We start from the raw sequence: 26,814 nt of genomic DNA, 5'->3' as shown, positions 1-26,814 counted from the left end.
TCCTGTGATGTGACCACCTAAGAGGAGCCCTCGAAATGTACCCCCGGCAACAGCCCAGCCCCATGCCCTTCCGGCGTTATCAGCCCTTCACCCCCGTCGCCCTCGGCGACCGCACCTGGCCGTCGAAGGTGATCGACAAGGCCCCCCGCTGGTGCGCGGTCGACCTGCGCGACGGCAACCAGGCCCTGATCGACCCGATGGACTCCACCCGCAAGCTGAAGATGTTCGAGCTGCTGGTGCAGATGGGCTACAAGGAGATCGAGGTCGGGTTCCCGGCCGCCTCCCAGACCGACTACGACTTCGTCCGCAAGATCATCGAAGAGGGGCGCATCCCCGACGACGTCGTCATCCAGGTGCTGACGCAGGCGCGGCCCGAGCTGATCGAGCGCACCTACGAGTCGCTGCGCGGGGCCAGGCAGGCCATCGTCCACCTCTACAACTCCACCTCCACCCTGCAGCGCCGCGTGGTGTTCGGGCTGGACAAGGAGGGCATCACCGCCATCGCGGTCGAGGGCGCCAAGTTGTGCAAGAAGCTGGCCGACGACATGGCGGGCGAGACCGAGATCTACTTCGAGTACTCGCCGGAGTCCTACACGGGCACCGAGCTGGAGTACGCCGTCGAGGTCTGCGACGCCGTCAACGACGTGTGGCAGCCGACCCCCGACCGCAAGGTGATCATCAACCTGCCGGCGACGGTCGAGATGGCCACGCCCAACGTCTACGCCGACTCGATCGAGTGGATGCACCGCAACCTGCGCTACCGCGACTCGATCGTGTTGTCGCTGCACCCCCACAACGACCGCGGCACCGCCGTCGCCGCCGCCGAGCTCGGCTACATGGCCGGGGCCGACCGCATCGAGGGCTGCCTGTTCGGCAACGGCGAGCGCACCGGCAACGTCTGCCTGGTGACCCTGGGGATGAACCTGTTCTCGCAGGGCGTCGACCCCGAGGTCGACATCTCCGACATCGACGAGGTACGCCGGGTCGTCGAATACTGCAACCAGCTCCCCGTCCACCCGCGTCACCCGTGGGGCGGCGAGCTGGTCTACACCGCGTTCTCCGGCTCCCACCAAGACGCGATCAAGAAGGGCTTCGAGCACCTGGAGCGCGACGCCGCCGCGGCGGGCGTGCCGGTCGACGAGTTCGCCTGGGCGGTGCCCTACCTGCCGATCGACCCGAAGGACATCGGCCGCACCTACGAGGCGGTCATCCGGGTCAACAGCCAGTCGGGCAAGGGCGGCGTGGCCTACATCATGAAGGCCGACCACCAGCTCGACCTGCCCCGGCGGCTGCAGATCGAGTTCTCCCGCGCGGTCCAGGCCCGCACCGACGCCCAGGGCGGCGAGGTGACCCCGGCCCAGATGTGGGAGGCGTTCACCGACGAATACCTGCCCAACCCGGCCAACCCGTGGGGCCGCATCGGCCTGCTGGCCCACCGCACCAGCTCGGCCGTCGACGACAAGGACGCGATCAGCGCCGACGTCCGGGTCGAGGGCCAGATCCGCGAGATCCACGGCACCGGCAACGGCCCCATCTCGGCCTTCTGCGACGCGCTGGGCTCGCTGGGCATCGAGGTGCGCGTCCTCGACTACACCGAGCACGCCATGAGCGGCGGCGCCGACGCCAAGGCGGCCTCCTACGTCGAGACCGAGATCGGCGGCCGGGTCCTGTGGGGCGTCGGCATCGACGCCAACACCACGACCGCCTCGCTGAAGGCGATCATCTCGGCGGTCAACCGCGCCGGCCGATAGGTCCGCCGAAAGGCGCGGGGTCCGTCGATCCCGCGCCTTTCTCCTTTCGGTCACGGCTCCGCCCACCCCGGCACCACCCGCCGCCGCCGGCCCGCGCCGCATCCGGCGCCAACCGGCCGCGCCACGCCGCCACCGTCACGACAGAGAGCCGGCCGGCCCGGGGAGACGTCCCGGCGGTGCCGTGAACCGGCTCGGGGAGAGGTCCGGCGGGGGCGCGGACTGACCGAGGACCATCTCCGCCGCCATCCGGCCCACCGCCGGGGAGATCGCGAAGCCGTGGCCGCCGAAGCCGGCCGCCACGTAGAGCCCTTCGGGCCCCGCCGGGCCGACGAGCGGGGCGAGGTCGGGCGTGATGTCGTAGCAGGCCGCGTAGGACCGCGGGAAGACGACGTCGGGGAAGGCGGGGAAGCGGGTGGTGAACCTGGCCGCCGCGCGTTCGAGCTCCACGTCGGTGGCCTTGTTGAGGTAGCCGTCGGGGGTGGTGAGCTCGGCGCCCGTGTGGGAGCCGATGAGCAGGCGGCCGTTGTTATCGTGGCGGACGTACTGCATGCCGACCAGGTCGGTGAAGGCGGGGACGGGGCCGACGGGGGCGCCGGGGGCGGCGATCACGATGGGCTCGCGCATCGCGCCGACGGGCAGGGTGACGCCGAGGGGGGCCACCAGGTCGGCGGTCCAGGCTCCGGCGGCGACGATCACGGCGCGCGCGCCGACGACGCGGCCGTCGGCCAGGCGTACACCCGCGATCGAGGAGGAGTCGCCCAGGAGGGCGGCGACCCTGGTGTGCTCCAGGATGCGGGCGCCGCCGCGCTGGGCCGCGACGGCGAAGTGGCGGCAGGTCGCGACCGGGTCGCCGTGGCCGCCGCGGGGTTCGAAGGCGAAGGCGGCGAAGTCCTTGGTCTCCAGGCCGGGCCACAGAGCCGCCACGTCGTCGTGGGTGACCGTCGCGACGTCGACGCCGAGGTCCTGGCGGCGGGCCACGTTGGCGCGCAGCGCGGCGGCCGACTCCTCGCCGACGCCCACGATGTGACCGGTCTGCCGGAAGCCGAGGCCGGGGTGGCGTTCGAAGAAGCCGATGCCCTCCCAGGCCATCGCGGTCAGGGTGGCGCACTCGTAGTGGCACCGGACCAGCCCGCTCGACTTGGCGGTGCCGCCCGAGCCGGTGGTCCGGCGCTCCAGGACGAGCACGTCGCGTTGCCCTCGGGCGGTCAGCGCGGCGGCGATCGACAGGCCTTCCAGCCCACCCCCGATGATCACCACGGCGTGTGAGCTCATGGCGGGAAGTGAACACTTGCCGCATTGCCCCCATGTGGCCCGCCGGTTTCCGGAGGGTAACCTTCGGGCCATGAGGATCGCGGTGATCGGTCTGGGCGACATCGCCCGGAAGGCGTACCTGCCGGTGCTCGGCGCCGTCGAGGGGGCCGAGCTGATCCTCTGCACCCGGAACCCCGAGACGCTGCGCGAGCTGGGCGACGCCTACCGGGTGACCCGGCGGCACACCTCGGTGGCCGAGGTCGTCGGCGGGGGAGCCGACGCGGCGTTCGTGCACACCGCCACCGAGGCCCACCCGGCGATCGTGACCGAGCTGCTGGAGGCGGGGGTGCCGGTCTTCGTCGACAAGCCGCTCGCCTACCGGCTGGAGGACTGCGAACGGCTCGTGGAGCTGGCGCGCGAGCGCGGGGTGCCGCTCATGGTCGGCTTCAACCGGCGCCACGCCCCCGGCCTCACCGCCCTCCTGGAACTCCCGCGCGACCTGGTCGTCCTCCAGAAGAACCGGAACACCCGGCCGGAAGACCCGCGCACGATGGTGTACGACGACTTCATCCACGTCGCCGACACGCTCCGGTTCCTGGCCCCGGGCGAGGTCACCGCGACGTCGGTGCGGTTCCGGAAGACCGGCGGCCTGCTGGAGCACGTCGTGCTCGAACTGTCCGGCGACGGGTTCACCGCCCTCGGGATCATGTCCCGGGTGAGCGGCCAGACCGAGGAGACCTGCGAGGTCATCGGCCGGGGCGAGAAGCGCAAGGTGCTCGACCTCGGCGAGGAGGTCGCCTTCACCGCAGGCGGCGAGGTGCGGAGACGGCGTCCCGACTGGGTCCCCGTCGGCACGCAGCGCGGGTTCCGCGGGGCCTGCCTCGCCTTCCTTGAGGCGGTCGGCGAGGGCAGGCTGCTCGACGCGGGCGACGCGCTGGAGACGCACCGCCTGTGCGAGCGGATCGTCGACGAGGTCGGCCGGTAGACCCGGTCAGCGGCTTCTCGACCGGCAGGCGGCCGCCACCCTGCCGACGGCGATCACGTGGGCGGCCTGGCGCAGGGTCAGGCCCTTGTCGCGTGACAACGCCGCGACCTGCCGGTAGGCGGGCTCCAGGTGTTCGCGCAGCCGGGAGTCGAGATCGCCGACCGTCCATTCGCTGTGGGAGGCGATCACGCCGCCGGCGTTCCCGAGCAGGTCGGGCACGACCACGCAGCCCCGACCGGCCAGGATCTGGTCGGCCGCCGGGGTGATCGGGCCGTTGGCGGCCTCGACGACCGTCCCGGCCCGGACCTCCGTGGCGTTGTGGGCGGTGATCGTGCCGGTGGTGAGCACCAGCACGTCGGCGTCGGCGCCCAGCCCGCCGCCGGCGACCGTGAACCGGGCCTCGGCCAGCTTGGCGGTCACCATGGCCGCGACCGCGCCCGACCCGTGGACGGCGACCGTGCGGCCCCCGCCGGGGCCGAGCAGCACCCGCACGCCGAGCGCCACGGCCTCGGCCAGGTCGGGCCGCGCGGAGGTGAGCGGGATGTCGCGGCCCGCCAGCGGCTGGATCTCGTGGGTGTAGCGGCGGGTCAGCCGGTCGAGCTCCCGCTCGGTCAGCACGGCCGGGTCGACGGCCACGCCGCCCTTCGCGCCGCCGTAGGGCAGCCCGGCCAGGGCGCACTTCCAGGTCAGGCCCATGGCCAGGGCGGTGACCTCGCCGAGGTCGGTGGCGGGATGGAACCGGACGCCGCCCTTGGCAGGGCCGCGCGACAGGTTGTGCTGGACCCGGTAGCCCTCGATCACCTCGATCCGGCCGTCTTCGCGGCGGACCGGGACCGAGACGGTCAGCGATCGGCGGGGCGTGGCGAGCAGGTGGTGCAGGCCCTCGTCGAGGGCGAGGAAACGGGCGGCCTCGGCGAGGTGGTGCTGGGCGGAGGCCAGCGGGGCCGACGGCGCTGTCGGGATTTCCGTGACGGTCATAGTGGTGGTGCCTCTCGGATCGATCAGCCGTCGCCATTGACGGGTGATGTCCACCATTGTCGTGAAGTTGGATCACGGCGATGTCCCGTTTAGGGGCATGTCGCCGTGTTTTCGCGGAGCCTGGTGTCCACTATCGCACCGGTTTTGTCACTGATCGTGAACGGGGTGTTACAAACCGAGGTATCTCGCGAGCGACCGCATGCCGTGGTCGAAGAACTCGCGGCGGTGCGTGATCGTGTTGTCGAACTGGCCGAACAACTCGAAGCTGACCGCGCCGAACAGGGCCGTCCACGCGGTGACCGCACGGGTGACCGCGACGTCGGAGACGCCGGGCATGACCTGCCGGAGGGCCTCGACGTCGGGGGCGAGCAGGGCCGGCGGCGGGGTGGGGTCGGGCGGCGTCGGGCCGGCGTCGGCGATGATCCGCCCGCAGACGAGGGTCGTCCGCAGGGCGGGGCCGACGGTGTCGGCCGGAGCCCGGTATCCGGGCACGGGGGAGCCGTAGAGCAGGGCGTACTCGTGGGGGCGGCCGAGCGCGAAGTCGCGGACGGCGTGGCAGAGGGCCAGCCAGCGGCCGGTGGGGTCCTGGTCGCGCTGGGACGCCTCGGCCGCGTCGCCGAGGGCGTTGTAGCCGTCGATGATCAGGGCGGTGAGCAGGTCGTCCTTGGTCGGGAAGTAGCGGTGGATCGCCGACGACGCCATGCCCATCTCGCGGGCGATCGCCCGTAGCGACAACCCGGCCGCGCCGTCCCTGGCCAGGTGGGTGCGGGCGATGTCGGTGATCTCGCGGACCATCTCGGCCCGCACGCGTTCCCGCGCGGTCTTGGCTGCGCTCATCTCCGCAGCGTAACAGAGCGGCGTACAGAAAAGAGAGCAGTGCTCTTGACGAGCGATGCTCTAAAGAGAGAGCATTGCTCTCATGAGAGACCTGCAGAGCTTCGAGGCGCACGCTCCGGTGCGGAACACCTCCTCGATCGAGATCGACGTTCCCCCCGCCGAGGTCTGGGCGCTGCTGTCCGACCTGCGCGGCTGGCGGCGCTGGTGGCCCGAGCACCGGGTGCTCGAACTGGGGGAGATCACCCCGGGCGAGCGGTACCGGTGGCGGCTGGGCGGCGTCCGGATCCGCTCCCGGTTCGCCGTCGTGACCGAGGGCCGCGAGCTCACCTGGAGCGGGGTGGCGCTCGGCGTCTACAAGGCGGTCGACCGCAACGTCGTCGAGCCGCTGCCCGGCGGGCGCACCCGCCTGACCATCTCCGAATCCCTCGCCGGGCCGCTGGCCGGGCTGCTCTACCCGGCCGCGAAGCTGCGCGCCGGACACGAACGTTTCCTCAGCGCGATCAAGAAGGAGGCCGAGAAATGAGACACGTCGTCATCGGGGCCGGCCAGGTCGGCGGTCAGCTCGCCGAGCTGCTGCTGGCCGAGGGGCACCAGGTCGTCCAGGTCTCGCGGTCGGGGTCGGGCGCCGCCGGGGCCGTGAAGATCGCCGCCAGCGCGGCCGACGCCGAGGCGCTGCTGCGGGCCTGCGACGGGGCCGACGTGATCTACAACTGCGTCAACCCGCCCTATCACCGCTGGCCGCTCGACTGGCCGCCGATGCACGCCGCGATGGTGCGCGCCGCCCGGGAGACCGGCGCGGTGCTGGTGATCCTCGGGAACCTCTACGCCTACGGCCCCGTCTCCGGCCCCATGACCGAAGACCTCCCGCTGGCCGCCACCCACGTCAAGGGGCGGGTGCGGGCCGAGATGTGGGAGGGGGCGCTGGCCGCCGGGATCAGGACCACCGAGATCCGCGGCTCCGACTACTTCGGACCCGGCTCGACCGGGGAGGCCTACCTGACCACCCAGGTCATCCGCCCCGCCGCCGAGAACCGGCCCGTGGTCGTGCTGAGCGACCCCGGCGTCCCGCACTCGTGGACCTACCTGCCCGACGTCGCCCGCGCCCTGGTGATCGCCGGCGCCGACGAACGGGCCTGGGGGCGGCCCTGGCACGTGCCGACCTCCGAGGCGCTGACCTTCCGCGAGGTCGCCGAACGGTCGGCCGCGCTCGCGGGCGCCCGGCGGCCCCGGATCGTGCGGGTGCCGCGGGCGGTCTTCCACGCCATGGGCTGGGCCTCGCCGAAGATGAAGGAGCTGCGGGAGACCCTCTACCAGTTCGAGGCGCCGTTCCTGCTGGACTCCGGCGACTTCGAGAAGACCTTCGGGATGACGCCGACGCCGATCGACGAGGCCCTGGTGGCATCCATCCCGAGATAAGCGGTATCACTAGGAGAGTGGCACAACTAGTGATCGGCCCCCTCCTCCGCCACGTCGACGCGACCACCGCGTCCATCTGGGTGGAGACCAGCGACCCCTGCGCGGTCACCGTCACTGCGGGCGCCGAACAGTCAACAGAACGCACCTTCACGGTGCACGGGCACCACTACGCGATAGTGGACGTCCCGGTGAGCGAACCCGTCCCCTACCAGATCCACCTCGGCGACGAGGCGGTGTGGCCGCTGGAGACGATGGACCCCAGCGTCATCCGTCCCGTCGACCGGCTGAACAAGGTCGTCTTCGGCTCGTGCCGGACCAGCGTCCCCCACGACACGCCCCACACGATCACCCACGGCGTCGACACCCTCTTCGCCTTCGGGCACGCCCTGACCGTCCACGACGAGCTCCCCGACCTGCTCATCATGCTCGGCGACCAGGTGTACGCCGACGAGCCGTCACGGGAGATGCTCGACTACATAAAGGCCCGCCGGGGCGACCAGGAGCCCGTCGGCGAGATCGCCGACTTCGAGGAGTACGCCGAGCTCTACCGCCAGGCGTGGAACGACCCGGAGATCCGGTGGCTGCTCTCGACCGTGCCGACCACCATGATCTTCGACGACCACGACCTGCGCGACGACTGGAACACCAGCAAGGACTGGCGGGCCCAGATGGCCCAGGTGTCCTGGTGGCCGCGCCGGGTCGTGGCCGGGCTGGGGGCCTACTGGGTCTACCAGCACCTGGGCAACCTGTCCCCGGCCGAACGGGCCGCCGACGAGGTCTACACGAAGATCCGGGCGGGCGAGGGCGACGGCGCGGCGGTGCTCGACGCGTTCGCCCGGCAGGCCGACGCCGACCCGTCGACCAGCCGGTGGAGCTACGCGCGCGACTTCGGCGACACCCGGCTGATCATGCTCGACTCGCGGTGCGCCCGCCATCTGGAGCCGCGCGAGCGGTCGATGCTCGACGCGACCGAATGGGCGTGGCTGGAGGAGGCGCTGGCCGACCCGCCCGCGCGGGTGCTGGTCGGGTCGTCGGTGCCGATCCTGCTCCCGGCCGGCATCCACCACATCGAGACCTGGAACGAGGCCCTGTGCGACGGGGCCTGGGGCAAGACGGTGGCCCGGTTCATGGAGAAGGCCCGGCAGGCCGTCGACCTGGAACACTGGGCGGCCTTCCGGCGCTCCTTCGACCGCCTGCTGACGATGCTGGCCGCCTCGGGCACCACGGTCATGCTGCTGTCGGGCGACGTGCACTACTCCTACGTCGCCCGGGTCAGGGGGCTGCCGATCTACCAGCTCGTCTGCTCGCCGATCCGCAACCCGCTCAGCCGCACCCTGCGCCTGGCCAACGTGATCGCCCAGTTCGGGGTGGCCACGGTGATCGGCGGCCTGATCGCCAAGACGGCCAAGCTCCCGAGGCCGCCGGTGAAGTGGCGCATCACCGACGGCCCCTGGTTTCCCAACGCGCTGGCCACCCTCACTCACGAGGACGGCAGGCACGTGGTCCGGTGGGAGACGCCGACCGTCCTCGACGACCCGCCGAAACTCAAGGAGGTCTCCCGGGTGGAGCTCACTCCGATCCGGTGAGCACCGCCTCCAATCGCGCCAGCGCCCACTCGATCTCGCGGGCCTCGACCACCAGGGGCGGGGCCAGCCGGATCGTGCTCCCGTGGGTGTCCTTGGCCAGCACGCCGCGTGCCATCAGGCGCTCGCACACCTGCCGGCCGGTGGCCAGCGACGGGTCGATGTCGACCCCCGCCCACAGGCCCCGGCCGCGTACGGCGGTGACGCCCGGCAGCGCCCGCAGGCCCTCGAACAGGACCGATTCGAGCTCGCGGGCGCGGGCCTGGTATTCGCCGGTCTTCAGCAGGTTGACCACGGTCTCGCCGACCGCGCAGGCCAGCGGGTTGCCGCCGAACGTCGACCCGTGCTGACCTGGCTTGATCACGCCCAGCACGTCGGCGTCGGCCGCGACCGCGCTCACCGGGACGACGCCGCCGCCCAGCGCCTTGCCCAGGACGTACATGTCCGGGACCACGTTCTCGTGGTCGCAGGCGAAGGTGCCGCCGGTGCGGCCCAGGCCCGACTGGATCTCGTCGGCGATCATGAGGATGCCGCGCTCGGTGCAGAGCTCCCTGACCTGGCGGAGGTAGCCGTCCGGCGGGACCAGCACCCCGGCCTCGCCCTGGATCGGCTCCAGCAGCACGGCCACGGTGTTCTCGTCGATCGCGTCGGCGATCGCGTCGGCGGAGCCGTACTTCACGACCCGGAACCCGGGCGTGTACGGGCCGAAGCCGTCGTGCGCGTCGGGGTCGGTGGAGAAGCTGACGATCGTGGTGGTGCGGCCGTGGAAGTTGTCCTCCATCACGACGATGTTGGGCTCGGTGACGCCCTTCACGTCGCGGCCCCACTTGCGGGCGACCTTGATCGCGGTCTCCACGGCCTCGGCGCCGGTGTTCATCGGCAGGATCATGTCCTTGCCGCACAACTCCGCCAGCCCGGCCGCGAACGCGCCGAACCGGTCGTTGAAGAAGGCGCGGCTGGTCAGGGTGACCCGGTCGAGCTGGGCGTGGGCCGCCGCCAGGATCACCGGGTTGCCGTGGCCGAAGTTCAGCGACGAATATCCGGCCAGGCAGTCGAGATAGCGCTTGCCCTCGACGTCGGTGACCCAGGCGCCCTCGGCGGAGGCGATCACCACGGGCAGCGGGTGGTAGTTGTGCGCGCTCCGGCTCTCGGCCAGCTCGATCATGTCTCGCGTGTTCAAAGGCGGATCTCCAGGGTGCAGCACTTGGGGCCGCCGCCGGCCTTGCGCAGTTCCGACAGGTCGACCGGGACGACCGAGTAGCCGCTCCGCTCCAGTTCGGCGCTGAGCCCGGCGGCCTCGGCGTTGACGATCACATTCTTGCCGTCGGAGACGGCGTTCAGCCCCAGCACCAGCGCGTCCTCCTCCGAGGCGATGATCGCGTCGGGGAACATCCGCCGCAGCACCCGCAGGCTGCCCTCGGAGAAGGCGCCCGGGTAGTAGGCGACGTTGTGCCCGTCGAGCGGGAACAGCGCCGTGTCGAGGTGGTAGAACCTCGGGTCGACCAGCCGCAGCGTGATCACCGGGCGGCCCAGGAACTCCTGCGCCTCCATGTGGGCGGCCACGTCGGTCCGGAAGCCGGTGCCGGCCAGGATCACCTCGTCGAGCGTGAGGAAGTCGCCCTCGCCCTCGTTGGTGAAGCCGGCCTCCTTGACCGGCAGGCCGAGCTCGGCGAACCACTTGGCGTAGGCCGGGCCCTCGTCGGCCCGCTCGGCGTGCGCGAACCGCGCGCCGTAGACGTGCGCGTCGACCACGAGGGCGCCGTTGGCGGCGAACACCATGTCGGGCAGCCCGTCGATCGGGTCGATCAGGCTCACCCGGTGGCCCAGCGACTCGTAGGCGGCCTTCAGGGCGTCCCACTGCTCAAGGGCCTTCTCGGCGCTGGCCCCGGCGGCCGGATCCATCCAGGGGTTGATCGTGTACGTGACGGCGAAGAATTCCGGCCGGCACATAAGGAAATGACGTACCGTGGCCACCCGCTCGCGGGTGGTGGTCGTCGTCTCGTAAGCGGGTGTCTTCACGCACGTCTCCGGCGGTGAGCTGGGGCAACTGCTCTCAGACTAGGAACAGGCGACCTGGGCTCCAATGCGGCGACATTGCGTCCTTAACGCGGTCTCTTGCGTTCTTGAGGCGGTCTGCGGTGATTTGTTGCTCAGGTGATGAGCCGGGTGAGCACGATCGCGCTTTTCGTCCGGGTGACGAACGGCTCGGCGGCGATCCGCTCGATGACCTGCTCGACGTGCCGGACGTCGGTGGCGCGGACGTGCAGCAGCGCGTCCGCCTCGCCGGTCACCGTGCAGGCCGACACCACCTCCGGGTGCCGGGAGACGGCCAGCCCGATCTCGGCGGGGGAGGTCTTGCCCCGGCAGAACAGTTCGACGTAGGCCTCGGTGGTCCACCCGAGGGCGGAGGGCTCGACGCGGGCGGTGAACCCGGTGATGGCCCCCTGCTGGACCAGCCGGTCGACCCGCCGTTTGACGGCCGGGGCCGAGAGCCCGACCTGCCCGCCGATTTCCGCATATGTCGCCCGGGCGTCGTCCACGAGGGCCCCGATGATCGCCCGGTCTAGCTCGTCCAGCTTCACGAGCATCTGTATACCGCCTGAAACCACGTCCCCCGTTGGCGGGACGCGCCGGACGCGCCGATAAACTATCGTAATTGCGAAAAATCGCAATTACGAAACCGCGGATCCTTCCGGTCCCGCGGCCGAGCGACGAGGAAGAGTGTTGTGAGCACAGCCTTCGCCGCAGCGATCCGAGAGCGGGCCCAGAGGGCCCGCCAAGCGCTGCTGGCCGCACGCGGAAACGGTGACGCCCATGCCGTTCTGCTGGCGGAGGAAGAGTGGGACGACGTACGACGGCTGGCACAGGCCCATTCCCTGCCCCTCCCCGACAACGGAGACATCGACTCCAAGGCGGCGGAGGCGTGATGTCGGTTCCCCTCTATCAGGCCAAGGCGGAGTTGTTCCGCCTGCTGGGCCACCCGGTGCGGATCCGCGTGCTGGAACTCCTCCAGGACGGCCCGACGCCGGTCCGCGACCTGCTCGCCGCGATCGACGTCGAGCCGACGGGACTGTCCCAGCATCTGGCGGTGTTGCGCCGCTCCGGCCTGGTGAGCGCCCAGCGAGATGGAGCCACAGTGGTGTACGCACTGGCGGGTGGCCAGGTGGCCGGGCTCCTGCGGGCCGCCCGTGAACTGCTGACCGAGAAGTTGTCAGGACAGAACGAGCTCCTGAGCGAACTGCGTGGCGAGAAGGCCGAGACAGGCGCGTGAAGAGCCAGATCACGGCCGGCTGGGGACGTCTCCGATCGGTTCTGCCCCAGCGCGCCGAACTCGCCGCCATGCGCCGTCATCCGCGCCGGGACCTGCTGGCGGGCCTGACCGTGGCGATCGTCGCGCTTCCGCTGGCGCTCGGATTCGGCATCTCCTCGGGACTGGGCGCGGAGGCCGGTCTGGCCACCGCGGTGGTCGCCGGAGCGGTGGCCGCGTTCTTCGGCGGATCGGTGCTCCAGGTGTCCGGCCCGACCGGGGCGATGACGGTGGTGCTGGTGCCGATCGTGCACGCGCATGGCGCGTCCGGCGTGCTGGCCGTCGGAATGCTGGCAGGGCTCATGCTCCTGGGACTGGCGCTGGCCCGGGCCGGTAAGTACATGGCCTTGATCCCCGCTCCCGTGGTCGAGGGCTTCACCGTGGGCATCGCCTGCGTGATCGGCCTGCAGCAGATTCCCGCCGCGCTCGGCGTGAGCCCGGGCGACGGCGAGAAGGTCGTCATGGTGGCCGGGCAGGCCGCCCGCGACTTCCTGGCCGAGCCCGACTGGCGGGCGCCGGTCATCGCGGCAGGGGTCGCCATGCTCATGCTGGCCGGTGCGCGATGGCGGCCGACCGTGCCGTTCTCGCTGATCGCGGTGGCCGCCGCCACCGGCATGGCGGAACTGGCCGACCTGGACGTGGCCCGGATCGGGGCGCTGCCCGCCGGACTGCCCGCCCCGTCTCTGAACTTCCTCGACATCGGGGCGCTGGGCTCTCTTGTCGCCCCCGCCGTCGCGGTGGCCGCGCTGGCGGCTCTGGAGTCCCTGCTGTCAGCCGCCGTCGCCGACGGCATGAGCGTCCGGCACCGGCACGACCCGGACCGTGAACTGTTCGGCCAAGGGCTGGCCAACCTGGCCGCACCGCTGTTCGGCGGGGTTCCGGCGACGGGCGCGATCGCCCGGACGGCCGTCAACGTGCGCTCCGGGGCCTCCTCCCGGCTGGCCGCGCTCGCGCACGCCGCCATCCTGGCGGCGATCGTCTTCGCCGCGGCGGACCTGGTCGCCCAGATCCCGCTGGCCGCGCTTGCCGGGGTGTTGCTGGCCACGGCCATCCGCATGGTGGAGGCCGGATCGGTCGTGGCGATGATGCGCTCGACCCGGGGCGACGCGGTGGTGCTGGCGCTCACCGCGGTCGCGACGCTGGCCCTGGACCTCGTGCAGGCCGTCATCCTGGGCCTGATCGTGGCCGGCGCGCTGGCCCTGCGTGCGGTGGCCCGCGACGTGCGCCTGGACGCCATGCCGCTGCGGCCGGATCTGCCGGACGATCACACAGAGGAGGAGCACGCGCTGCTCACCGAGCACATCGTCGCCTACCGGCTGGACGGCCCTCTGTTCTTCGCCGCCGCCCACCGCTTCCTGCTCCAGTTGTCGAAGGTCGCCGACATCTCGGTCGTCATCCTGCGCATGTCCCGGGTCACCACCATCGACGCCAGCGGCGCCCTGGTGCTGGCCGACGCGATCGAACGACTCCAGCGGCGCGGCATCACCGTCTACGTCTCCGGCATCCGCGACGGCCACCACCAGCCGCTGCACGCCCTGGGCGTGATCGCCCGCCTCGACGCCGCCGGCCGGATCCTGAACACCACCCCCGAGGCCATCGCCGCCGCCCGCGTCCACCTCCACCACGCCGGACTACTCCCGGCCTCCCCCCGCACGACCCCCACCGGCACTCCCCGCCCGTAGACGCGCGTCCGGCTCGAACGTGCCGTCGGTGGTGTCACTGATCGGGTCCCGGCGGCTCTGTTCAGGTTGTACTCGCCGCCCCGCGGCCCGCCGAACAGGCGGATCCGGTTCGCTCGGGCGATCTCGAAGAATGCGATGACCTCCTCGGCCCTCCCCGGCGGTGACGGGTCCGGCCCGAAGGATGAAGCCGCGGAAGCGGAGAAAAGAGGGTCGTAGTTGTGAAGAAATATGTGTGCGGATTTTTCCGGACGCCTTCATCGGACGGTTGCCCCGAGTGCAAACGATCTTGATGGCCAGGCGTCCCGAAAAGCAGGGTGACAAGAAGTGGGTCATCGGATGACTGCGTTTGTTGTGGCGGCGCATTATCCGCGCGAAAGGCTCCGTAACGCTTTTGTGATCGTTTTCGGAGTGGTCCCGCTCGTGCTGGTGATCAGCATGGCGCCGGAGCTCGCGGCGGCTCTCGTGCGGGGCGGCCCGCACGCTCGGCGGCGAGTTGTTCCCGCCGGTCGCCGGCACGGCGGTGGTGCCCCCGCTGCTGCCGCCGGGGGCGCTGCTCCCCATGGAGGGCGCCCTCTGGCTGGACGTCGCCTCCCAGGCCACCCCGTTCCGCCATGTCGTCGACGCCCTGCGGGCACTCTTCGCCGGGTCGGCGGAGAGGCCGGGCCGGCGGTCGTGGCGGTGGCGCTGTTCCCCGCGGTCGCGCTCCCCCTGGCGACGCGCGTGTCCGGCCGGGAGAACGCCTAGCCGAGCAGGTGGTCGAGGCGGCCCGACTTGATCTCGGTGAGCATCGCGGTCAGCGCCTCGGCGCCGAAGACCAGCGCCGGGCCCTCGGGGTCGCGGGAGTTGCGCAGGGCCGTGGTGCCGTCGGGGAGGCGGGCGAACTCCACGCAGCTTCCGTTCGGGTTGCTGTGACTGCTCTTCTTCCAGACGACGTGCCGCAGCTGACCGGAATTCGGAACGTATCCCATCGCACCCTCTCATTGGTTCAGAGGGCCACCCTAGTAGGTCATCTGCACGTGCATCGGAGATTACAGAGAGGTGCGAATCTCCGTCAGGAGATCGTGTGTCTGCCGGGCCTGGTGGGCCTCCACGCACAGGCTGTTCATGACCTGCATGTAACGGTCCACTTCGTCGAGTTTCTCCAGGTAAAGGGCGCTGGTGAGCTGTTCGAGGTAAACCACGTCGGGCAGTTCGCGCTCGTCGAAGCGCAGGATCGTGAAGGGGCCGCCGGCCGCCGCGTGGCCGCCGCGTTCGAACGGCACGATCTGGAGCGTGATGTTCGGGTGCTCGCTCATCTCCAGCAGGTGGTCGATCTGGGCGCGCATCACGTCGCGGCCGCCGAGCGGGCGGCGCAGGGCGGCCTCGTCGATGACCGTCCACAGCTTGACCGCGTCGGGGCCCTCCAGGCGGGCCTGCCGGGTCATGCGGAGGGCGACGCGGCGATCGATCTCCTCCTCGGGGGCGCCGCCGTTGCCGAGCAGGATGACCGCGCGGGCGTAGTCGGGGGTCTGGAGCAGCCCGTGGACGAACTGGACCTCGTAGGCCCGGATCACCGAGGCGGCCTCCTCCAGGCCGACGTACATCTCGAACCACGAGGGGAGCAGGTCGCTGTACTTGTGCCACCAGCCCGGCGAGTTGGCCTGCCGGGCCAGGGTGATCATCGCGTCGCGGTCGACGGCGTTGGTCACGCCGTAGAGGGTGAGCAGGTCGGCGACGTCGCGTTCCTTGAAGCTGACCCGGCCGAGCTCCAGGCGGCTGATCTTCGCGTGGGAGGCCCGGATGACGTGACCGGCGTCCTCGGGAGAGATGCCCTTGGCCCGCCGGAGCCGCCGGAGCTGGGCGCCCAGGAGGATGCGCAGCACCGTGGGGCCACCACGGGAGTACGAGAGCACGCCGGGGTGGTGCGGTTCAGCGGTCACGACAGTCTCCACACGGGTACGTCACAGGTCGGGCATTTCCTTAACCAGTGCATCATTGTCGCATCAGCGGCCCTTGGCAAACAGTGCCGCATTCATGTGAAAATGCCAAGAGCCGCCACCTGCACGTGCATATGCAGTTATTTGTTGATTAGTACTGATTCGTTAGACCGGCTGACAATCGGGGCCCCGTCGTGGTGGCGCATCTCCGGCAGCAGCCGGTCGAGCCAGCGCGGCGACCACCAGTTGGCCCGCCCGAGCAGCGCCATCGTGGCCGGGACCAGCACCAGCCGCACGAGCGTCGCGTCGATCAGCACCGCCGCCGCCATGCCCACCCCGGTCGTCTTGACGGTCACGTCGGGGTCGAGCGCGAAGCCGACGAACACCGCCACCATGATCGCGGCGGCGCTGGAGATCACCCGGCCGGTCGAGGCCAGGCCGCGGATCACGCTGCCCCTGGCGTCGCCGGTGGCGAGATAGTCCTCCCGGATCCGGGACAGCAGGAACACCTCGTAGTCCATCGACAGGCCGAACAACACGGTGAACATCAGGATCGGCACCCAGCTCGACACCGCGCCGCCGTGCGGCAGGCCGACCAGGGCGGCGCCGGCGTCGGTCTGGAACACCGCCGTGATCACCCCGTACGCCGCCGCGACCGACAGCAGGTTCATCACCGCGGCCTTGAGGGCGACGACCGGCGCCCGGAACAGCACGGTCAGCAGCAGCAGCGACAGCGCCACCACGAACGCGACCACCACCCAGAGCCGTTCGGCCAGGCGGTCGGAGATGTCGCCGAACACCGCCACCACGCCGGTCACCATGACCCCGTCGGGGAGGGTCGCCCGCAGGTGCCGCACGAGCTCGGTGGTCCGCTCGTCCTGCGGCCCCGTCGCCGGTTCGACGGTGATCACGGCGGCCCGGCCCTGCGTGATCGGCGGGGCCACCGCCGTGACGCCGGGGACGGCCGGCAGCCGCGCGGCGACGTCCGAGGCCAGCGAGGCGTCCATGGCCAGCACGATCGGGCCGTTCGCGCCGGGGCCGAACTCCGCCGCGACGAGGTCGTAGGCGACGCGGGTGGTCTTGCTCTCGGGCTGGGTGCCGGCGTCCTGCGGCCAGGTGCGCATGCCCAGCGTCGGCGCGGCCAGCGCCAGCAGCACCACGACCGCGACCAGCGCCGACCGGACCGGGCGCTCGCCCACCCACGCGGCCCACCGGGCGGTGCGCGGAGCCCGGACCACGGGCCGCGCCAGGCCCAGCCGTTCCCGGCGCGGCAGCACCCGGCGGCCCGCCAGGCCCAGCATCGCCGGGACCAGCGTGATCGAGGCGATCATGACGGCCCCGACGGTGGCGAAGGTGGCGTACGCGAACGACGCGTAGACCGGCAGCGTGGACAGGTTCAGCCCGAGCAGCGAGACCAGCACGGTCAGGCCCGCCATCAGCACCGAGGTCCCGGCGGTCGCGGTCGCGCGGGCCGCCGCCTCCTTCGGCGACAGGCTCGCCCGCAGCCCTTCGACATGGCGGCTGACCAGGAACAACGCGTAGTCGATGCCGACCCCGAGGCCGACCATCGTGGCGATCGTCGGGGCGATGGTGGAGATCTCGGTCAGCGCGGCCAGCAGGGTGACCAGCGCGGTGCCGACGCCCAGGCCCATCAGGGCGACCAGGATCGGCAACCCGGCCGCGACCAGCGAACCGAGCCCGGCGACCAGGATGACCAGGGCGGCGACGACGCCGACCACCTCGGCGGTGCCGCTCGGCGCCGAGACGTTCTCCGGCACCTCGCCGCCGAACGCGACCGTGAACCCGGCCTTCTCGGCGGGGGCGGCGGCGTCGGTGAGGGCGTCCACGGCCTCGGAGCCCTGGAAGTCGGTGACCGGCACCGAGTAGCCGATCTCGATCAGCGCGGTGTCGCCGTCGGCCGACAGACGCGGCGGGGCGACGCGGGAGACGTGGGGCATCGCGGTGAGCCGGTCGGCCAGCGTGGCCAGCAGGTCCGGCGGCACCTCGCCGTCGCCGTGGACGACGACCCGGGATCCGGCGCCGGCCATGGCGGGGAAGTGCTCCTCCAGGAAGGCCTTGCCGTCCTGGGACGGGATGCCGGGCACGTCGTAGTCGTCGTGGGGGGTGCCGCCCGCGGCCATCGACAGGCCGGTCGCGGCGACGAGCGCGACCAGCCAGACGGCGAGCGTGCGCCACGGATGTGCGGCGGCCGCGCCACCAAGGCGGCCGAGCAAGCGTGACATCGGGGGTGTCCTCTCGTAATCGGTACACCCCACGGTGGGCCCGGCCGCTTGGCCGTCTCTTGGGACGCGCTTGGAGAACCTTCAGGGCTTCGAGAGCGCGGCCAGCGCCTTCTCCGCGTCGGCCACCCACAGCGGCGCGCCCCTGAGCCGGGCCACCTCGGCCGCGTGCCGGTAGTGGCCGGCCGCCTCGTCGAGGTCGCCCAGGTGCACCGCCAGGTCGCCCAGCAGGTGGGCGACCGGCCGCAGCGAGACCGACAACGACGCCGCGCCCGGCATGCTGTCGCGCAGCGGCAGCAGTTGCTCCCGGATCTCCCTGGCCTCCTCCCGCGACCCCACCTGGACCACCGCCAGGGCACGCAGGCCCAGGTAGAGGGAGTAGTAGAAGTCCTTGCGGATCGGGGCGAGCCGAGCCCGGATCTCGGCGGCCTCCTTCAGGCGGCCCTCGCGGCTGAGCGCCACCGCCAGCAGGTCGGCGACGATCGCGCCGTGCTCCTCGTGCAGGGCCCAGGCGATGTCGGCGTACTCGCCGTGCCGGTCCTGGGTGAGCCGGATCGAGAAGACCGCCAGTGCGTGGGCGCCCTCGGCGTTGAGCGAGCCCTTGCGGTGCAGCAGGCCGAAGGCGGCGGAGTAGGCCGCCAGGGCGCCGTCGAGATCACCGGCCACATGGCGGAGCGTCGCGTAGGCGACGTTGGCGACCTCGCGCGCCTCGATCATCTGGTACGCCGCGGCGAGGTCGTTGGCCGCCTTGAGGTGCCGGTGCATGCCGGGCAGGTCGCCGAGCACCCAGCAGGCCCGGGTGGCGACGAACTCGCCGTACCAGCGGTAGGCCAGCAGGTGGTCGTGGCGGGTGGCCAGGTCGACCAGCCGAACCGACAGGTCGAGGACCCGCCGCGGCTCCAGCTCGAACGGGATCTCCTTGATCCGGACCGTGAGGGCCAGCGCCGTCATCGCCGGGTCGCCGAGCGTGGCGGCCAGCTCCTCCAGCTCGGCGGCGGCCGCGGCGCTGCGCGGGTCGCCCTCGTTCTCCAGCTCGGAGACGATCATCTCCAGCAGGCGGCACCGCACGACCGGGTCGAGGTCGGCCCGCTTCAGCAGGCGGGTGATCAGGCCGACGGTGCGTTCGTCGACGTAGGAGTAGGGGCGGATGAGCCACGGGGTGGCCTCGGTCCAGCACGAGAACGCGGCGATCAGCAGGTCGTCGCGGCCCGCCGCCTGGGCGATCTCCACGGCCTTCTGCCGGGTCACCCGGGCGTGCGCCACCGCGCCGTCCAGCACCTGGGCGCGGACCAGCGCGGCCAGCAGCTCGACCCTGGCGGCGTCGCGGTCGGCCATCGCCTGGGCCGGCAGCCGATCGAAGGCCACGAGCGCCTGTTCGTAGAGCTCGGTGGCGGTGTCGTAGGCGTAGCGCCGGGTGGCCAGCTCGGCGGCCTTGACCGAGTGGGCGACGGCGCGTTCGGCGGTCGCCGAGGTGCCGGCGCGGGCGTAGTGGTGGGCCAGCGCGGTGTGGTCGTCGGGGTGCAGGGCGGCCAGGGCGTCGGCGATGCGGGCGTGCATGCGGGTGAGCCGCACCTGCGAGAGGTCGTGGTAGAGGGTGTCGCGGACCAGCGCGTGGGTGAACCGCACCCGGCCCGGCGACGGCTCGGTCAGCAGGCCGGTCAGCACGCCCGCCTCCAGGGCGTCGAGCACGCCGTCCTCGTCGGCGTCGGCGGCGCCCACCAGCACCTCGACCTCGGCCTCCCGGCCGACGGCGGCGGCGAGCCGGAGCACGGTGACGGCGGGCGCGGGCAACCGGGCCAGCCGCCGGCGCAGGACGTCGCGGACCCCTTCGGGAACACTGCGGGCCACCCCCGCCAGGCTGCCCTCCGAGGCCAGGAGGCGGGCGCTCTCCCGTACGTAGAAGGGGTTTCCGCCGGTGCGCTCGGCGATCCAGGCGACGGTGCCGGCCTCGACCTCGCGGCCGCAGACCGAGGTGACCAGCCGCTCGACGTCGCCCTCGGACAACCCGTCGAGGTGGAGCCGCGTGGGGGAGCGGGCGGCGAGCGCGGCCAGCGCGTCCTCCTGGGCGTCGGTCACGTCGGAGGGCCGGTAGGCGGCCACCAGCAGCACCCGCGCGGCGGTCAGCTCCTCGGCCACCGCGACCAGCAGGCCCAGCGTCTCGGCGTCGGCCCGGTGGAGGTCGTCGAGCACGATCGCCAGGGCCCGTCCCGAGGTCGTGCTCAGCGTACGCAACCACGCGCAGGCGGCGCGGTGCATGCGGAACCGGCCGGTGGCGCCGTCGTCGGAGGGCGGGCGCGCGTCGCCGAGCAGCGGGGCCAGCGCCTCGGCGTGCTCGTTCAGCGGGGCGATCCGGGTCAGCGGCGACAACGCCTCGATCCACGCCCAGGCGGGCGGCGCGCCCTCGGTCTCGGGGCAGCGCCCGGTCGCGACCAGCCACGTCGCCGGGTCGAGGTCGTCGGCGATGCGGGCCATCAGGGTCGACTTCCCGGCCCCCGGCTCGCCGCTGATCAGCACCACGCCCGCGTCACCCGCGGCGGCGCGGGCGGCGGCGTCGGAGATCTCGGCCAGTTCGAGGTCGCGGCCGACGAACAGCGGCCCCGCGGGATCGGTCCAGTTCTCCGCCGCGCGCGGCGCGGCGACCGTGACCGGCGTGTGCCCGGCCGGTCCGGGCGCGCGGGTGGCGGCGTGGAGCAGGTCGAGCCGCTGCGCCAGCACGGCGTCTTCGAGGTCGGTCAGCGCCGGGCCGGGGTCGAGCCCGAGCTCGTCGGCCAGGGTGGTGCGGGCCCGGCGCAACGCCGCGAGCGCGTCGGCCTGCCGCCCGCTGCCCCACAGGGCCAGCGCCAGCAGCCGCCAGCCCTCCTCGCGGAGCGGTTCGCGCCGCGTCAGCATCTCGGCCGCCGGCACGGCGTCGGCCGGCGGCGCCGACCGCAGGGTGGTCTCGACCAGCAGCTCCTGGGCGACCAGGCGCACCTCGGTCAGCCGGGCGGCTTCGGCGACGGCCCAGTCCTCGTCGGCGAACTCGGCGAACGCCGCGCCCTGCCAGACGCCCAGGGCGTCGCTCAGCAGCGTGCGGGCGGCGGCGGGGTCACGGGCGCTCAGGTCGCGGGCCTCGGCGGCGGAACGTTCGAACCGCCAGGCGTCGACGGCGTCGGCGTCGAGGCGGACGGCGTATCCGGGGGCGGCGCTCACCAGCACCGAGGCGGGGGCACGCGGCGGACGGCCGGGTTCGAGCAGGCGGCGCAGGTTGGCCACGTAGGACTGGAGCGACGCGATCGCCTTGGCCGGGGGCTCCCCGCGCCACAGGTCCTCGATCATGCGGTCGACGGAGACGACGTCTCCGCGTGAGGCGACCAGGAGGGCGAGCACGGCGCGCTGCCGTGGCCCGCCGAGGAGCACGGAACGCCCGTCGACGTCCGCTTGGAGGGGACCAAGCACCCGTACACGAACGGTCACGCGGCCAGGTTATACCCCCAGAACATCCCAAGAGACCCCCAAGCCGCATGGCGGACATTCGTCGCCTGACCTCGACAGAAAGGTAAGAGGATCATGTCTGCCGATCGGCCCGACACCCACGACATGCTCGTGGTCCACCGGGTGTTCCGCCGCGAGTCACGGGTGCTCGCGGAACTCGTGCCCACCGTCGCGGCCGGCGACGTCGCCCGCGCCGCGATCCTGGCCGCCCACCACCGCGACTACGCCCAGCGCCTGCACCACCACCACAGCGGAGAGGACGACCTGATCTGGCCCAAACTGCTGGCCAGGGTCGACCTGGAGGCCGACATGGTGATCCGCATGGAGCACCAGCACGAACGCTTGCAGTCCGGCCTCGACCGCATCGGCGCGGCGCTGCCCGAATGGGAGCGCACCGCCGACCCCGGCCTGCGCGACCATCTCGCCGGCCTGTACGCCGACCACCGGTCGGCCCTGCTCGAACACCTCGACGACGAGGAGAAGCACGTCCTGACCCTGATCGAGGAGCACCTCACGGTCGCCGAGTACGCCGCCGCCGGGGCCCGGTTCGGCACCGAGACCCCCATGGACAAGCTGCTGCTGTTCCTCGGCGCCCTGCTGGAGGAGTCCACCCCGGCCGAACGCGCCCACCTGCTCGCCACCCTGCCCCCGGCCGCCCGGCTGGCCTGGCTCCTGGTGGGCCGCCGCCGCTACGCGCGGCACATGGTGCTGGTACGCGGCTCTACAAGACGCTGACCAATCATCTCCAAGTACCCTGCCCCACCCTGGAGCGCATGACGAACGAACGCCCTTACGTCCAAGAGATGGTCATGATCCACCGGGTCTTCCGGCGCGAGTCGAAGATGATGCCCGAGCTGTTCCGCCGGGTCAGGCCCGGTGACGTCGCCCGCGCCGCCCTCATGGCGGAGCACTACCGGGGCTACGCCGACGGGCTGCACAGCCACCACACCAACGAGGACGACCTCCTGTGGCCCAAGCTGCTCGCCCGGGTCACCCTGGAGGCCGACCTGGTCAACCGGATGGAGCACCAGCACGAGTACGTCGCCGACAGCATCCGCCGCATCGGCGACCTGCTGCCCGAGTTCGAGCGCACCGCCGATCCCGCCGTCCGCGACCGCCTCGCCGACCTGCTGACCGACCACCACCTGGCGCTCGACGAGCACCTGCGCGAGGAGGAGGAGCACATCCTGCCGCTGGTCTCCCGGCACATCACGGTGGCCGAGTGGAAGGAGATGGGGGAGCGCGGCGCCAAGGAGGCGGCGGCCGGCTCGCCGAAGCAGCAGCTGATCGTGCTGGGCGCGATCCTGGAGGAGGCCACCCCCGAGGAACGCGCCCACTTCATGGGCAACCTGCCCGTCCCCGCCAAGATCGCGTGGACCCTGGCGGGGAAGCGCCTCTACGCCAAACGCTCGGCGCTGGTGCGCGGCTAGTTGGGCTCGGCCTCGCCGGTGGCGGCCTCGACCGCGTCCTCGGGGCTGGCCTCCAGGTCCTGCTCGGCGTTGGCCACCGCCAGCGCCGACTGCTTGTCGAGCCGCACCCAGCTGTTGACGCTCTCGACCGAGAACAGCACCACCAGGTAGAGGGTGAGCACGCCCGCCACCCAGGTCAGCGTGCCGGTGGCCGCGCCCACGCCCAGCACCAGCAGCCGCACCTCCCAGCCGAGACCCGCCTGGAAGATCCACGCCGGGGGCCAGATGCTCTGCCGGGTCCGGTAGACGGTGTCGTAGGTGTGGTAGCCCACGATGTAGAGCAGCACGAACAGCAGCCACTTGGGGGTGCCGGAGGCCAGCCCGATCAGGATGATCGTCAGGAACTCGGCCGCCCTGAGCAGCGGCGGCGTCAGCCAGTCGAAGCGCCCCAGGTGGTCGTGCGAGGCCGTCGGCAGCACCAGCAGCGTCAGCACCACGGCGGGGACCAGCAACATCGGCCCCTCGGTCAGCGACCCGGTCACCGCCAGGGCGACGATCGCCAGCAGCGCCGCCAGCGTCATCGGCACCGGCGGCAGCCCGCGGCCCATCCGGGGCTTCAACAGGGAGACCAGCGGGCCGTCGTCGCGGTAGGCCACCAGGCGCGCGGTCTGCACCCGCTGCCGCTCCAGGTGCGGGTCGAGGACCTCGGGCTCGGGCTGGGGGTGCGTGATCATGCCATCGACCTCAGGAGACGTCCGGTCAGGGTGTACGTGGCCGCGATGCCGCCCCAGGTGATCAGCACCAGGAACGTGACCCTCGGGTCGAAGAACGCGGTGACGATGGCGATGGCGGCGAACCGCTCGCCGATGGGGAAGACGATCATCTTGCGGGCCCAGTGGACGGTCCGGAACTTGCCGGCCTTCGTCCACAACCGCAGCAGGTTCTTGACCGCGCCGCCGCTGGTGGCCTTGCGCACCTCAAGGGCGTCGCGCAGCGGCCGGTCGTCGGCCACGGCCAGGTCGAGCGTCGGCAGCGGGTTCGGCGGCTTGCGCCGGTTGGCCGCGCCGAAGGAGAAGTCGAGCAGGTGCTTGACCGACTGGAGCGCCAGCGCGATCAGGGCCAGCGTCCAGATCTCCTCGCCGTCGCCGAACTGCCCCGAGACCGTGGCGCCCACGGCGAGGCCGACGAAGACGGCGTACTCCTTGAACCGGTCGAACGTCGCGTCGAGCCAGGCCCCGAGCACCCCGAACTTGCGGGCGTACCGGGCGACCTGCCCGTCGACGCAGTCGAAGACGAACGCGAAGTAGATCAGCACGCCGCCGGCGACGTAACCGGGCCGCCCGCCGGTCGCGAACGCGCCCGCGGCCAGCAGCCCCAGCGCGATCGAGATCAGCGTGACCTGGTTGGGGGTGAGCCCCCGCCGCGCCGCCCACCGCGCGATGAAGCGCGAGTAGGTGCTGACGAAGTAGGTGGTGAAGAAGCCGTCGGCGCCCTTCACGGCGTTGTCGAGCCGGGCCCGGTCCTCGTCGAAGGTCAGGAACTCCTGGACGGCCTCGTGCGCGTTCCCGGCGTCGACCTGCCGGTAGAACAGGTCGCGGCGGCCCCGGATCCCGACGGACACCCCGCGGCGGACCAGCCCCAGCACCAGCAGCTCGGTCACCCCGTCTTCCGGGCCCGTGAGCGAGGCGAACTCGGCCAGGTCGCGGGCGGCCTCGGCCAGGTTGGGCACCTGGCTCGCCTTGAGGTGCAGCGGCCCGAGCAGCGCCGCGTTGGGCCGGGTCACCTGGTGGTAGGCGCTGCCCTGCGAGATCACCCGGGTCTTGCTGATGCGGGCCCGCTGGGGACGCCCTTCCAGGACGTTCATCCCGATCTCGGGCACCGCCTCCTCGATGGGCGGCGGCTCGGGGGCGTCGGGGTCGCGCTCTTCGCGGACGACCAGCGCGACGGCGCCCCGCTTGGACTTCACAAGCTGGTAGATCAGCTCGTCGTGGATCAGCGAATCGGCCGGGAGGACCAGCAGGTCCTCGTCCAGCCCCGCGGCCACCTCGGCGATCGCCCGCAGGTCTCCGGCCCGGTCGGCGCTCTCCACCGTCCGGGCTCCTGGGTAGGATGCGGCTTGACCTGGCCGAATGATCACGACCGGCTCGGGGTCGTAAGGCGCGGCCTGGTCGATCAGCCGCTGGAAGGCCATGGGGGAGCCCGGCAGGCCGGTGAGCGGCAGCGGGGGCGCTCCGTTTTCGGAGCCCAGCAGCACCACGCGGGTCATGGCACCCTTTCTCTGGTTCATGCGGCGGGCGGAGGAAACCCACGCAGAGGCCAAAGCTTAGTGACCTTTCGGTTAACCCGTCGCACCACAGGTTTACCGGACGTATAGACAGCGCCACGAGGTTACTTACCTAAATTTCACCAAACGTGACCCGAGTAGGCTGACGCCGTGAGTCTCTACCGTGACGAGGGCGTCGTCCTGCGCACCCACAAACTGGGCGAGGCCGACCGCATCATCACGATCCTGACCAGACGCACCGGCAAGGTCAGAGCGGTCGCCAAGGGCGTCCGCAAGACCAAGTCCCGCTTCGGCGCCCGCCTCGAACCCTTCACCCACGTCGACGTCCAGTTCCACACCGGCCGCTCCCTCGACATGGTCACCCAGTGCGAGACCATCCGCCCCTACGGCGAGCCCCTGGTCTCCGACTACCCCCGCTACACGGCCGGCACGGCCATGCTGGAGACCGCCGACCGCCTGACCCTCGGCGAGAAGGAACCGGCCCTGCGCCAGTTCCTCCTGCTGGTCGGCGGCCTCCGCACCCTGGTCGACGGCTCCCACGAGCCCCGGCTCGTCCTCGACGCCTTCTTCCTCCGCTCCCTGGCGGTCGCCGGCTACGCCCCCGCCCTGTCGGAGTGCGCCCGGTGCGGCGCGGAGGCGGTGCGGGCCTTCGCGATCGTGGCCGGGGGAGTGGTGTGCGGAAACTGCCGCCCGTCGGGCGCGGCGGTCCCGGCCGCCGAGACGATCGCGCTGATGATCGCGCTGCTGCGGGGCGACTGGGAGGCGGCCGACGCGTCGGAGGCCCGGAACCGGGTGGAGTGCAGCGGGCTGGTGGCGGCGTATCTGCAGTGGCACCTGGAACACGGGATCAGGTCGCTCAAGCACGTCGAACGCGGGGCCGTCGCCCTGAACGACTAGAACGCCGTCCTGACCTCCGGTCCCGACCGAATACGCTCAGGGACCATGGTTCGACCCCCGACGCCCCACCCTTCCGGGGCCACCCCGCCCGCCCTGCCCGCGGACCTGGTCCCCCGCCACGTCGCGATCGTCATGGACGGCAACGGCCGCTGGGCCAAGCAGCGCGGCCTGCCGCGCACCAAGGGTCACGAGATGGGTGAGGCGTCGCTGTTCGACGTCATCGAGGGCGCCATCGAGATGGGCATCCCCTACCTGTCGGCCTACGCCTTCTCGACGGAGAACTGGAAGCGGTCGCCCGACGAGGTCCGGTTCCTGATGGGGTTCAACCGCGACGTCATCCGCCGCCGCCGCGACGAGCTCGACGCCATGGGCGTGCGGGTGCGCTGGTCGGGGCGTCCGGGGCGGTTGTGGAAGTCGGTCATCCAGGAGCTCACCGAGGCCGAGCAGCGGACGAGGGGCAACTCGACCCTGACGCTGCAGTTCTGCGTCAACTACGGCGGCCGGGCCGAGATCGTCGACGCCGCGCTCAAGCTGGCGGCCGACGTCCAGGCCGGGCGGATCAAGCCGGGCAAGGTCAACGAGAAGACCTTCGCGCGCTACCTCCACCAGCCCGAGATCCCCGACGTCGACCTGTTCGTCCGGTCGTCGGGGGAGCAGCGCACCAGCAACTTCCTGCTCTGGCAGTCGGCGTACGCCGAGATGGTCTTCCTGAACCGCCTGTGGCCCGACTTCGACCGGCGGGACCTGTGGCAGGCGTGCGAGATCTACGCCAGCCGCGACCGCCGTTACGGCGGGGGGGGTCCCCCC

The 26,814-nt window shown here is 71.9% G+C and carries 24 protein-coding genes; 12 read left to right on the top strand and 12 right to left on the bottom strand.

Annotated elements, in window-relative coordinates; all coding sequences use genetic code 11:
* The first annotated feature begins 35 nt into the window (after positions 1–35).
* Complete coding sequence (gene leuA / locus AW273_RS11365; RefSeq protein WP_062348052.1) at positions 36–1,751, top strand: 2-isopropylmalate synthase; 1,716 nt, start codon at positions 36–38, stop codon at positions 1,749–1,751.
* 135 nt (positions 1,752–1,886) lie between these two features.
* Here leuA and AW273_RS11360 read toward each other — a convergent pair whose 3' ends face one another.
* Complete coding sequence (locus AW273_RS11360; RefSeq protein ID WP_063909923.1) at positions 1,887–3,023, bottom strand: NAD(P)/FAD-dependent oxidoreductase; 1,137 nt, start codon at positions 3,021–3,023, stop codon at positions 1,887–1,889.
* 70 nt (positions 3,024–3,093) lie between these two features.
* On the opposite strand from AW273_RS11360, the gene AW273_RS11355 reads away from it, so the two are divergent.
* Positions 3,094–3,987, top strand: a complete 894-nt coding sequence (locus AW273_RS11355) for a Gfo/Idh/MocA family protein (RefSeq protein ID WP_062348048.1) — start codon at positions 3,094–3,096, stop codon at positions 3,985–3,987.
* Positions 3,988–3,993: 6 nt separating this feature from the next.
* Here the strand turns inward: AW273_RS11355 and AW273_RS11350 are convergent, their stop codons facing one another.
* Positions 3,994–4,965: a Glu/Leu/Phe/Val family dehydrogenase gene (locus tag AW273_RS11350; protein ID WP_062348046.1), complete on the bottom strand. Its 972-nt coding sequence runs from the start codon at positions 4,963–4,965 to the stop codon at positions 3,994–3,996.
* Between the two features lie 168 nt (positions 4,966–5,133).
* Positions 5,134–5,802 carry a TetR/AcrR family transcriptional regulator gene (locus AW273_RS11345; RefSeq protein ID WP_062348044.1) on the bottom strand — a complete coding sequence of 223 codons (669 nt, stop codon included), beginning with the start codon at positions 5,800–5,802 and terminating at the stop codon, positions 5,134–5,136.
* A gap of 82 nt (positions 5,803–5,884) precedes the next feature.
* Between AW273_RS11345 and AW273_RS11340 the strand changes: the two genes are divergently transcribed.
* From AW273_RS11340 to AW273_RS11330, 3 genes are read left to right on the top strand one after another with little or no spacing between them, the layout of a single operon-like run.
* Positions 5,885–6,325 carry an SRPBCC family protein gene (locus tag AW273_RS11340; RefSeq protein WP_062348042.1) on the top strand — a complete coding sequence of 147 codons (441 nt, stop codon included), beginning with the start codon at positions 5,885–5,887 and terminating at the stop codon, positions 6,323–6,325.
* Entirely contained in the window at positions 6,322–7,218 is an 897-nt protein-coding gene (locus AW273_RS11335; RefSeq protein WP_062348040.1) for an NAD-dependent epimerase/dehydratase family protein, read from the top strand. The genes AW273_RS11340 and AW273_RS11335 overlap by 4 nt, the downstream gene beginning before the upstream one ends.
* A gap of 17 nt (positions 7,219–7,235) precedes the next feature.
* Positions 7,236–8,804 carry an alkaline phosphatase D family protein gene (locus AW273_RS11330; protein ID WP_062348038.1) on the top strand — a complete coding sequence of 523 codons (1,569 nt, stop codon included), beginning with the start codon at positions 7,236–7,238 and terminating at the stop codon, positions 8,802–8,804.
* Here AW273_RS11330 and rocD read toward each other — a convergent pair.
* The 3 genes from rocD to AW273_RS11315 all read right to left on the bottom strand — a co-directional run bounded on the left by rocD (position 8,788) and on the right by AW273_RS11315 (position 11,383).
* A complete protein-coding gene (rocD, locus tag AW273_RS11325) occupies positions 8,788–9,966 on the bottom strand; it encodes an ornithine--oxo-acid transaminase (RefSeq protein WP_062348036.1) in 1,179 nt (392 codons plus the stop codon). The genes AW273_RS11330 and rocD overlap by 17 nt on opposite strands.
* 11 nt (positions 9,967–9,977) lie before the next feature.
* Positions 9,978–10,751 (bottom strand): dimethylargininase, encoded by a 774-nt coding sequence (gene ddaH, locus AW273_RS11320; protein ID WP_062348034.1) that lies wholly within the window; start codon positions 10,749–10,751, stop codon positions 9,978–9,980.
* A gap of 200 nt (positions 10,752–10,951) precedes the next feature.
* On the bottom strand, positions 10,952–11,383 hold the full coding sequence (locus tag AW273_RS11315) for an Lrp/AsnC family transcriptional regulator (RefSeq protein WP_062348429.1): 432 nt from the start codon (positions 11,381–11,383) through the stop codon (positions 10,952–10,954).
* Positions 11,384–11,527: 144 nt separating this feature from the next.
* Between AW273_RS11315 and AW273_RS11310 the strand changes: the two genes are divergently transcribed.
* The 3 genes from AW273_RS11310 (at position 11,528) to AW273_RS11300 (ending at position 13,790) form a co-directional block, all read left to right on the top strand.
* Complete coding sequence (locus AW273_RS11310) at positions 11,528–11,728, top strand: hypothetical protein (RefSeq protein WP_062348032.1); 201 nt, start codon at positions 11,528–11,530, stop codon at positions 11,726–11,728.
* Positions 11,728–12,072, top strand: a complete 345-nt coding sequence (locus tag AW273_RS11305) for an ArsR/SmtB family transcription factor (protein ID WP_062348030.1) — start codon at positions 11,728–11,730, stop codon at positions 12,070–12,072. Before AW273_RS11310 ends, AW273_RS11305 begins: the two co-directional genes overlap by 1 nt.
* 68 nt (positions 12,073–12,140) lie before the next feature.
* Positions 12,141–13,790: a SulP family inorganic anion transporter gene (locus AW273_RS11300; protein WP_083949714.1), complete on the top strand. Its 1,650-nt coding sequence runs from the start codon at positions 12,141–12,143 to the stop codon at positions 13,788–13,790.
* A gap of 740 nt (positions 13,791–14,530) precedes the next feature.
* Here AW273_RS11300 and AW273_RS11295 read toward each other — a convergent pair.
* From AW273_RS11295 to AW273_RS11280, 4 genes are all read right to left on the bottom strand, one after another.
* Positions 14,531–14,758: a DUF397 domain-containing protein gene (locus tag AW273_RS11295; RefSeq protein WP_030450704.1), complete on the bottom strand. Its 228-nt coding sequence runs from the start codon at positions 14,756–14,758 to the stop codon at positions 14,531–14,533.
* Positions 14,759–14,818: 60 nt separating this feature from the next.
* Positions 14,819–15,709, bottom strand: coding sequence for a Sco1979 family transcriptional regulator (locus AW273_RS11290; protein WP_232327295.1), 891 nt, complete (start codon positions 15,707–15,709; stop codon positions 14,819–14,821).
* 137 nt (positions 15,710–15,846) lie between these two features.
* Positions 15,847–17,949: an MMPL family transporter gene (locus AW273_RS11285; RefSeq protein WP_062348028.1), complete on the bottom strand. Its 2,103-nt coding sequence runs from the start codon at positions 17,947–17,949 to the stop codon at positions 15,847–15,849.
* Positions 17,950–18,030: 81 nt separating this feature from the next.
* Entirely contained in the window at positions 18,031–21,399 is a 3,369-nt protein-coding gene (locus tag AW273_RS11280) for an ATP-binding protein (protein WP_062348026.1), read from the bottom strand.
* 93 nt (positions 21,400–21,492) lie between these two features.
* Between AW273_RS11280 and AW273_RS11275 the strand changes: the two genes are divergently transcribed.
* Both AW273_RS11275 and AW273_RS11270 read left to right on the top strand, forming a co-directional pair.
* Positions 21,493–22,152, top strand: coding sequence for a hemerythrin domain-containing protein (locus tag AW273_RS11275; protein ID WP_062348024.1), 660 nt, complete (start codon positions 21,493–21,495; stop codon positions 22,150–22,152).
* Positions 22,153–22,190: 38 nt separating this feature from the next.
* Entirely contained in the window at positions 22,191–22,847 is a 657-nt protein-coding gene (locus AW273_RS11270) for a hemerythrin domain-containing protein (RefSeq protein ID WP_062348022.1), read from the top strand.
* On the opposite strand, the gene AW273_RS39080 is transcribed toward AW273_RS11270, so the two are convergent.
* On the bottom strand, positions 22,844–23,560 hold the full coding sequence (locus AW273_RS39080; RefSeq protein WP_062348020.1) for a DUF5941 domain-containing protein: 717 nt from the start codon (positions 23,558–23,560) through the stop codon (positions 22,844–22,846). The two genes, AW273_RS11270 and AW273_RS39080, sit on opposite strands and share 4 nt — an antisense overlap.
* Positions 23,557–25,092, bottom strand: a complete 1,536-nt coding sequence (locus AW273_RS39075; RefSeq protein WP_062348019.1) for a CDP-alcohol phosphatidyltransferase family protein — start codon at positions 25,090–25,092, stop codon at positions 23,557–23,559. The genes AW273_RS39080 and AW273_RS39075 overlap by 4 nt, the downstream gene beginning before the upstream one ends.
* A 168-nt stretch (positions 25,093–25,260) precedes the next feature.
* Here AW273_RS39075 and recO point away from each other — a divergent pair, with 168 nt between their 5' ends.
* Entirely contained in the window at positions 25,261–26,007 is a 747-nt protein-coding gene (recO, locus tag AW273_RS11255; protein WP_062348017.1) for a DNA repair protein RecO, read from the top strand.
* 45 nt (positions 26,008–26,052) lie between these two features.
* Positions 26,053–26,814 (top strand): isoprenyl transferase (locus tag AW273_RS11250; RefSeq protein WP_062348423.1); only part of this gene is annotated, 762 nt, incomplete at its 3' end.

The organism is Herbidospora yilanensis (assembly GCF_001570565.1).
GTDB lineage: Bacteria > Actinomycetota > Actinomycetes > Streptosporangiales > Streptosporangiaceae > Herbidospora > Herbidospora yilanensis.
The sequence above is the reverse complement of the archived record's forward strand: the minus strand, read 5'-3'. Positions and strand labels throughout refer to the sequence as shown.

Coding starts and splice junctions, on each gene's coding strand:
- AW273_RS11295 (WP_030450704.1), bottom strand. CDS start 14,758: ATGGGATACGTTCCGAATTCCGGTCAGCTGCGGCACGTCGTCTGGAAG.
- AW273_RS11285 (WP_062348028.1), bottom strand. CDS start 17,949: ATGTCACGCTTGCTCGGCCGCCTTGGTGGCGCGGCCGCCGCACATCCG.
- AW273_RS11275 (WP_062348024.1), top strand. CDS start 21,493: ATGTCTGCCGATCGGCCCGACACCCACGACATGCTCGTGGTCCACCGG.
- AW273_RS11305 (WP_062348030.1), top strand. CDS start 11,728: ATGTCGGTTCCCCTCTATCAGGCCAAGGCGGAGTTGTTCCGCCTGCTG.
- AW273_RS11350 (WP_062348046.1), bottom strand. CDS start 4,965: ATGACCGTCACGGAAATCCCGACAGCGCCGTCGGCCCCGCTGGCCTCC.
- AW273_RS11340 (WP_062348042.1), top strand. CDS start 5,885: ATGAGAGACCTGCAGAGCTTCGAGGCGCACGCTCCGGTGCGGAACACC.
- AW273_RS39075 (WP_062348019.1), bottom strand. CDS start 25,092: ATGACCCGCGTGGTGCTGCTGGGCTCCGAAAACGGAGCGCCCCCGCTG.
- AW273_RS11355 (WP_062348048.1), top strand. CDS start 3,094: ATGAGGATCGCGGTGATCGGTCTGGGCGACATCGCCCGGAAGGCGTAC.
- ddaH (WP_062348034.1), bottom strand. CDS start 10,751: ATGTGCCGGCCGGAATTCTTCGCCGTCACGTACACGATCAACCCCTGG.
- AW273_RS11335 (WP_062348040.1), top strand. CDS start 6,322: ATGAGACACGTCGTCATCGGGGCCGGCCAGGTCGGCGGTCAGCTCGCC.
- AW273_RS11345 (WP_062348044.1), bottom strand. CDS start 5,802: ATGAGCGCAGCCAAGACCGCGCGGGAACGCGTGCGGGCCGAGATGGTC.
- AW273_RS11360 (WP_063909923.1), bottom strand. CDS start 3,023: ATGAGCTCACACGCCGTGGTGATCATCGGGGGTGGGCTGGAAGGCCTG.
- leuA (WP_062348052.1), top strand. CDS start 36: ATGTACCCCCGGCAACAGCCCAGCCCCATGCCCTTCCGGCGTTATCAG.
- rocD (WP_062348036.1), bottom strand. CDS start 9,966: ATGATCGAGCTGGCCGAGAGCCGGAGCGCGCACAACTACCACCCGCTG.
- AW273_RS39080 (WP_062348020.1), bottom strand. CDS start 23,560: ATGATCACGCACCCCCAGCCCGAGCCCGAGGTCCTCGACCCGCACCTG.
- AW273_RS11270 (WP_062348022.1), top strand. CDS start 22,191: ATGACGAACGAACGCCCTTACGTCCAAGAGATGGTCATGATCCACCGG.
- AW273_RS11300 (WP_083949714.1), top strand. CDS start 12,141: ATGCGCCGTCATCCGCGCCGGGACCTGCTGGCGGGCCTGACCGTGGCG.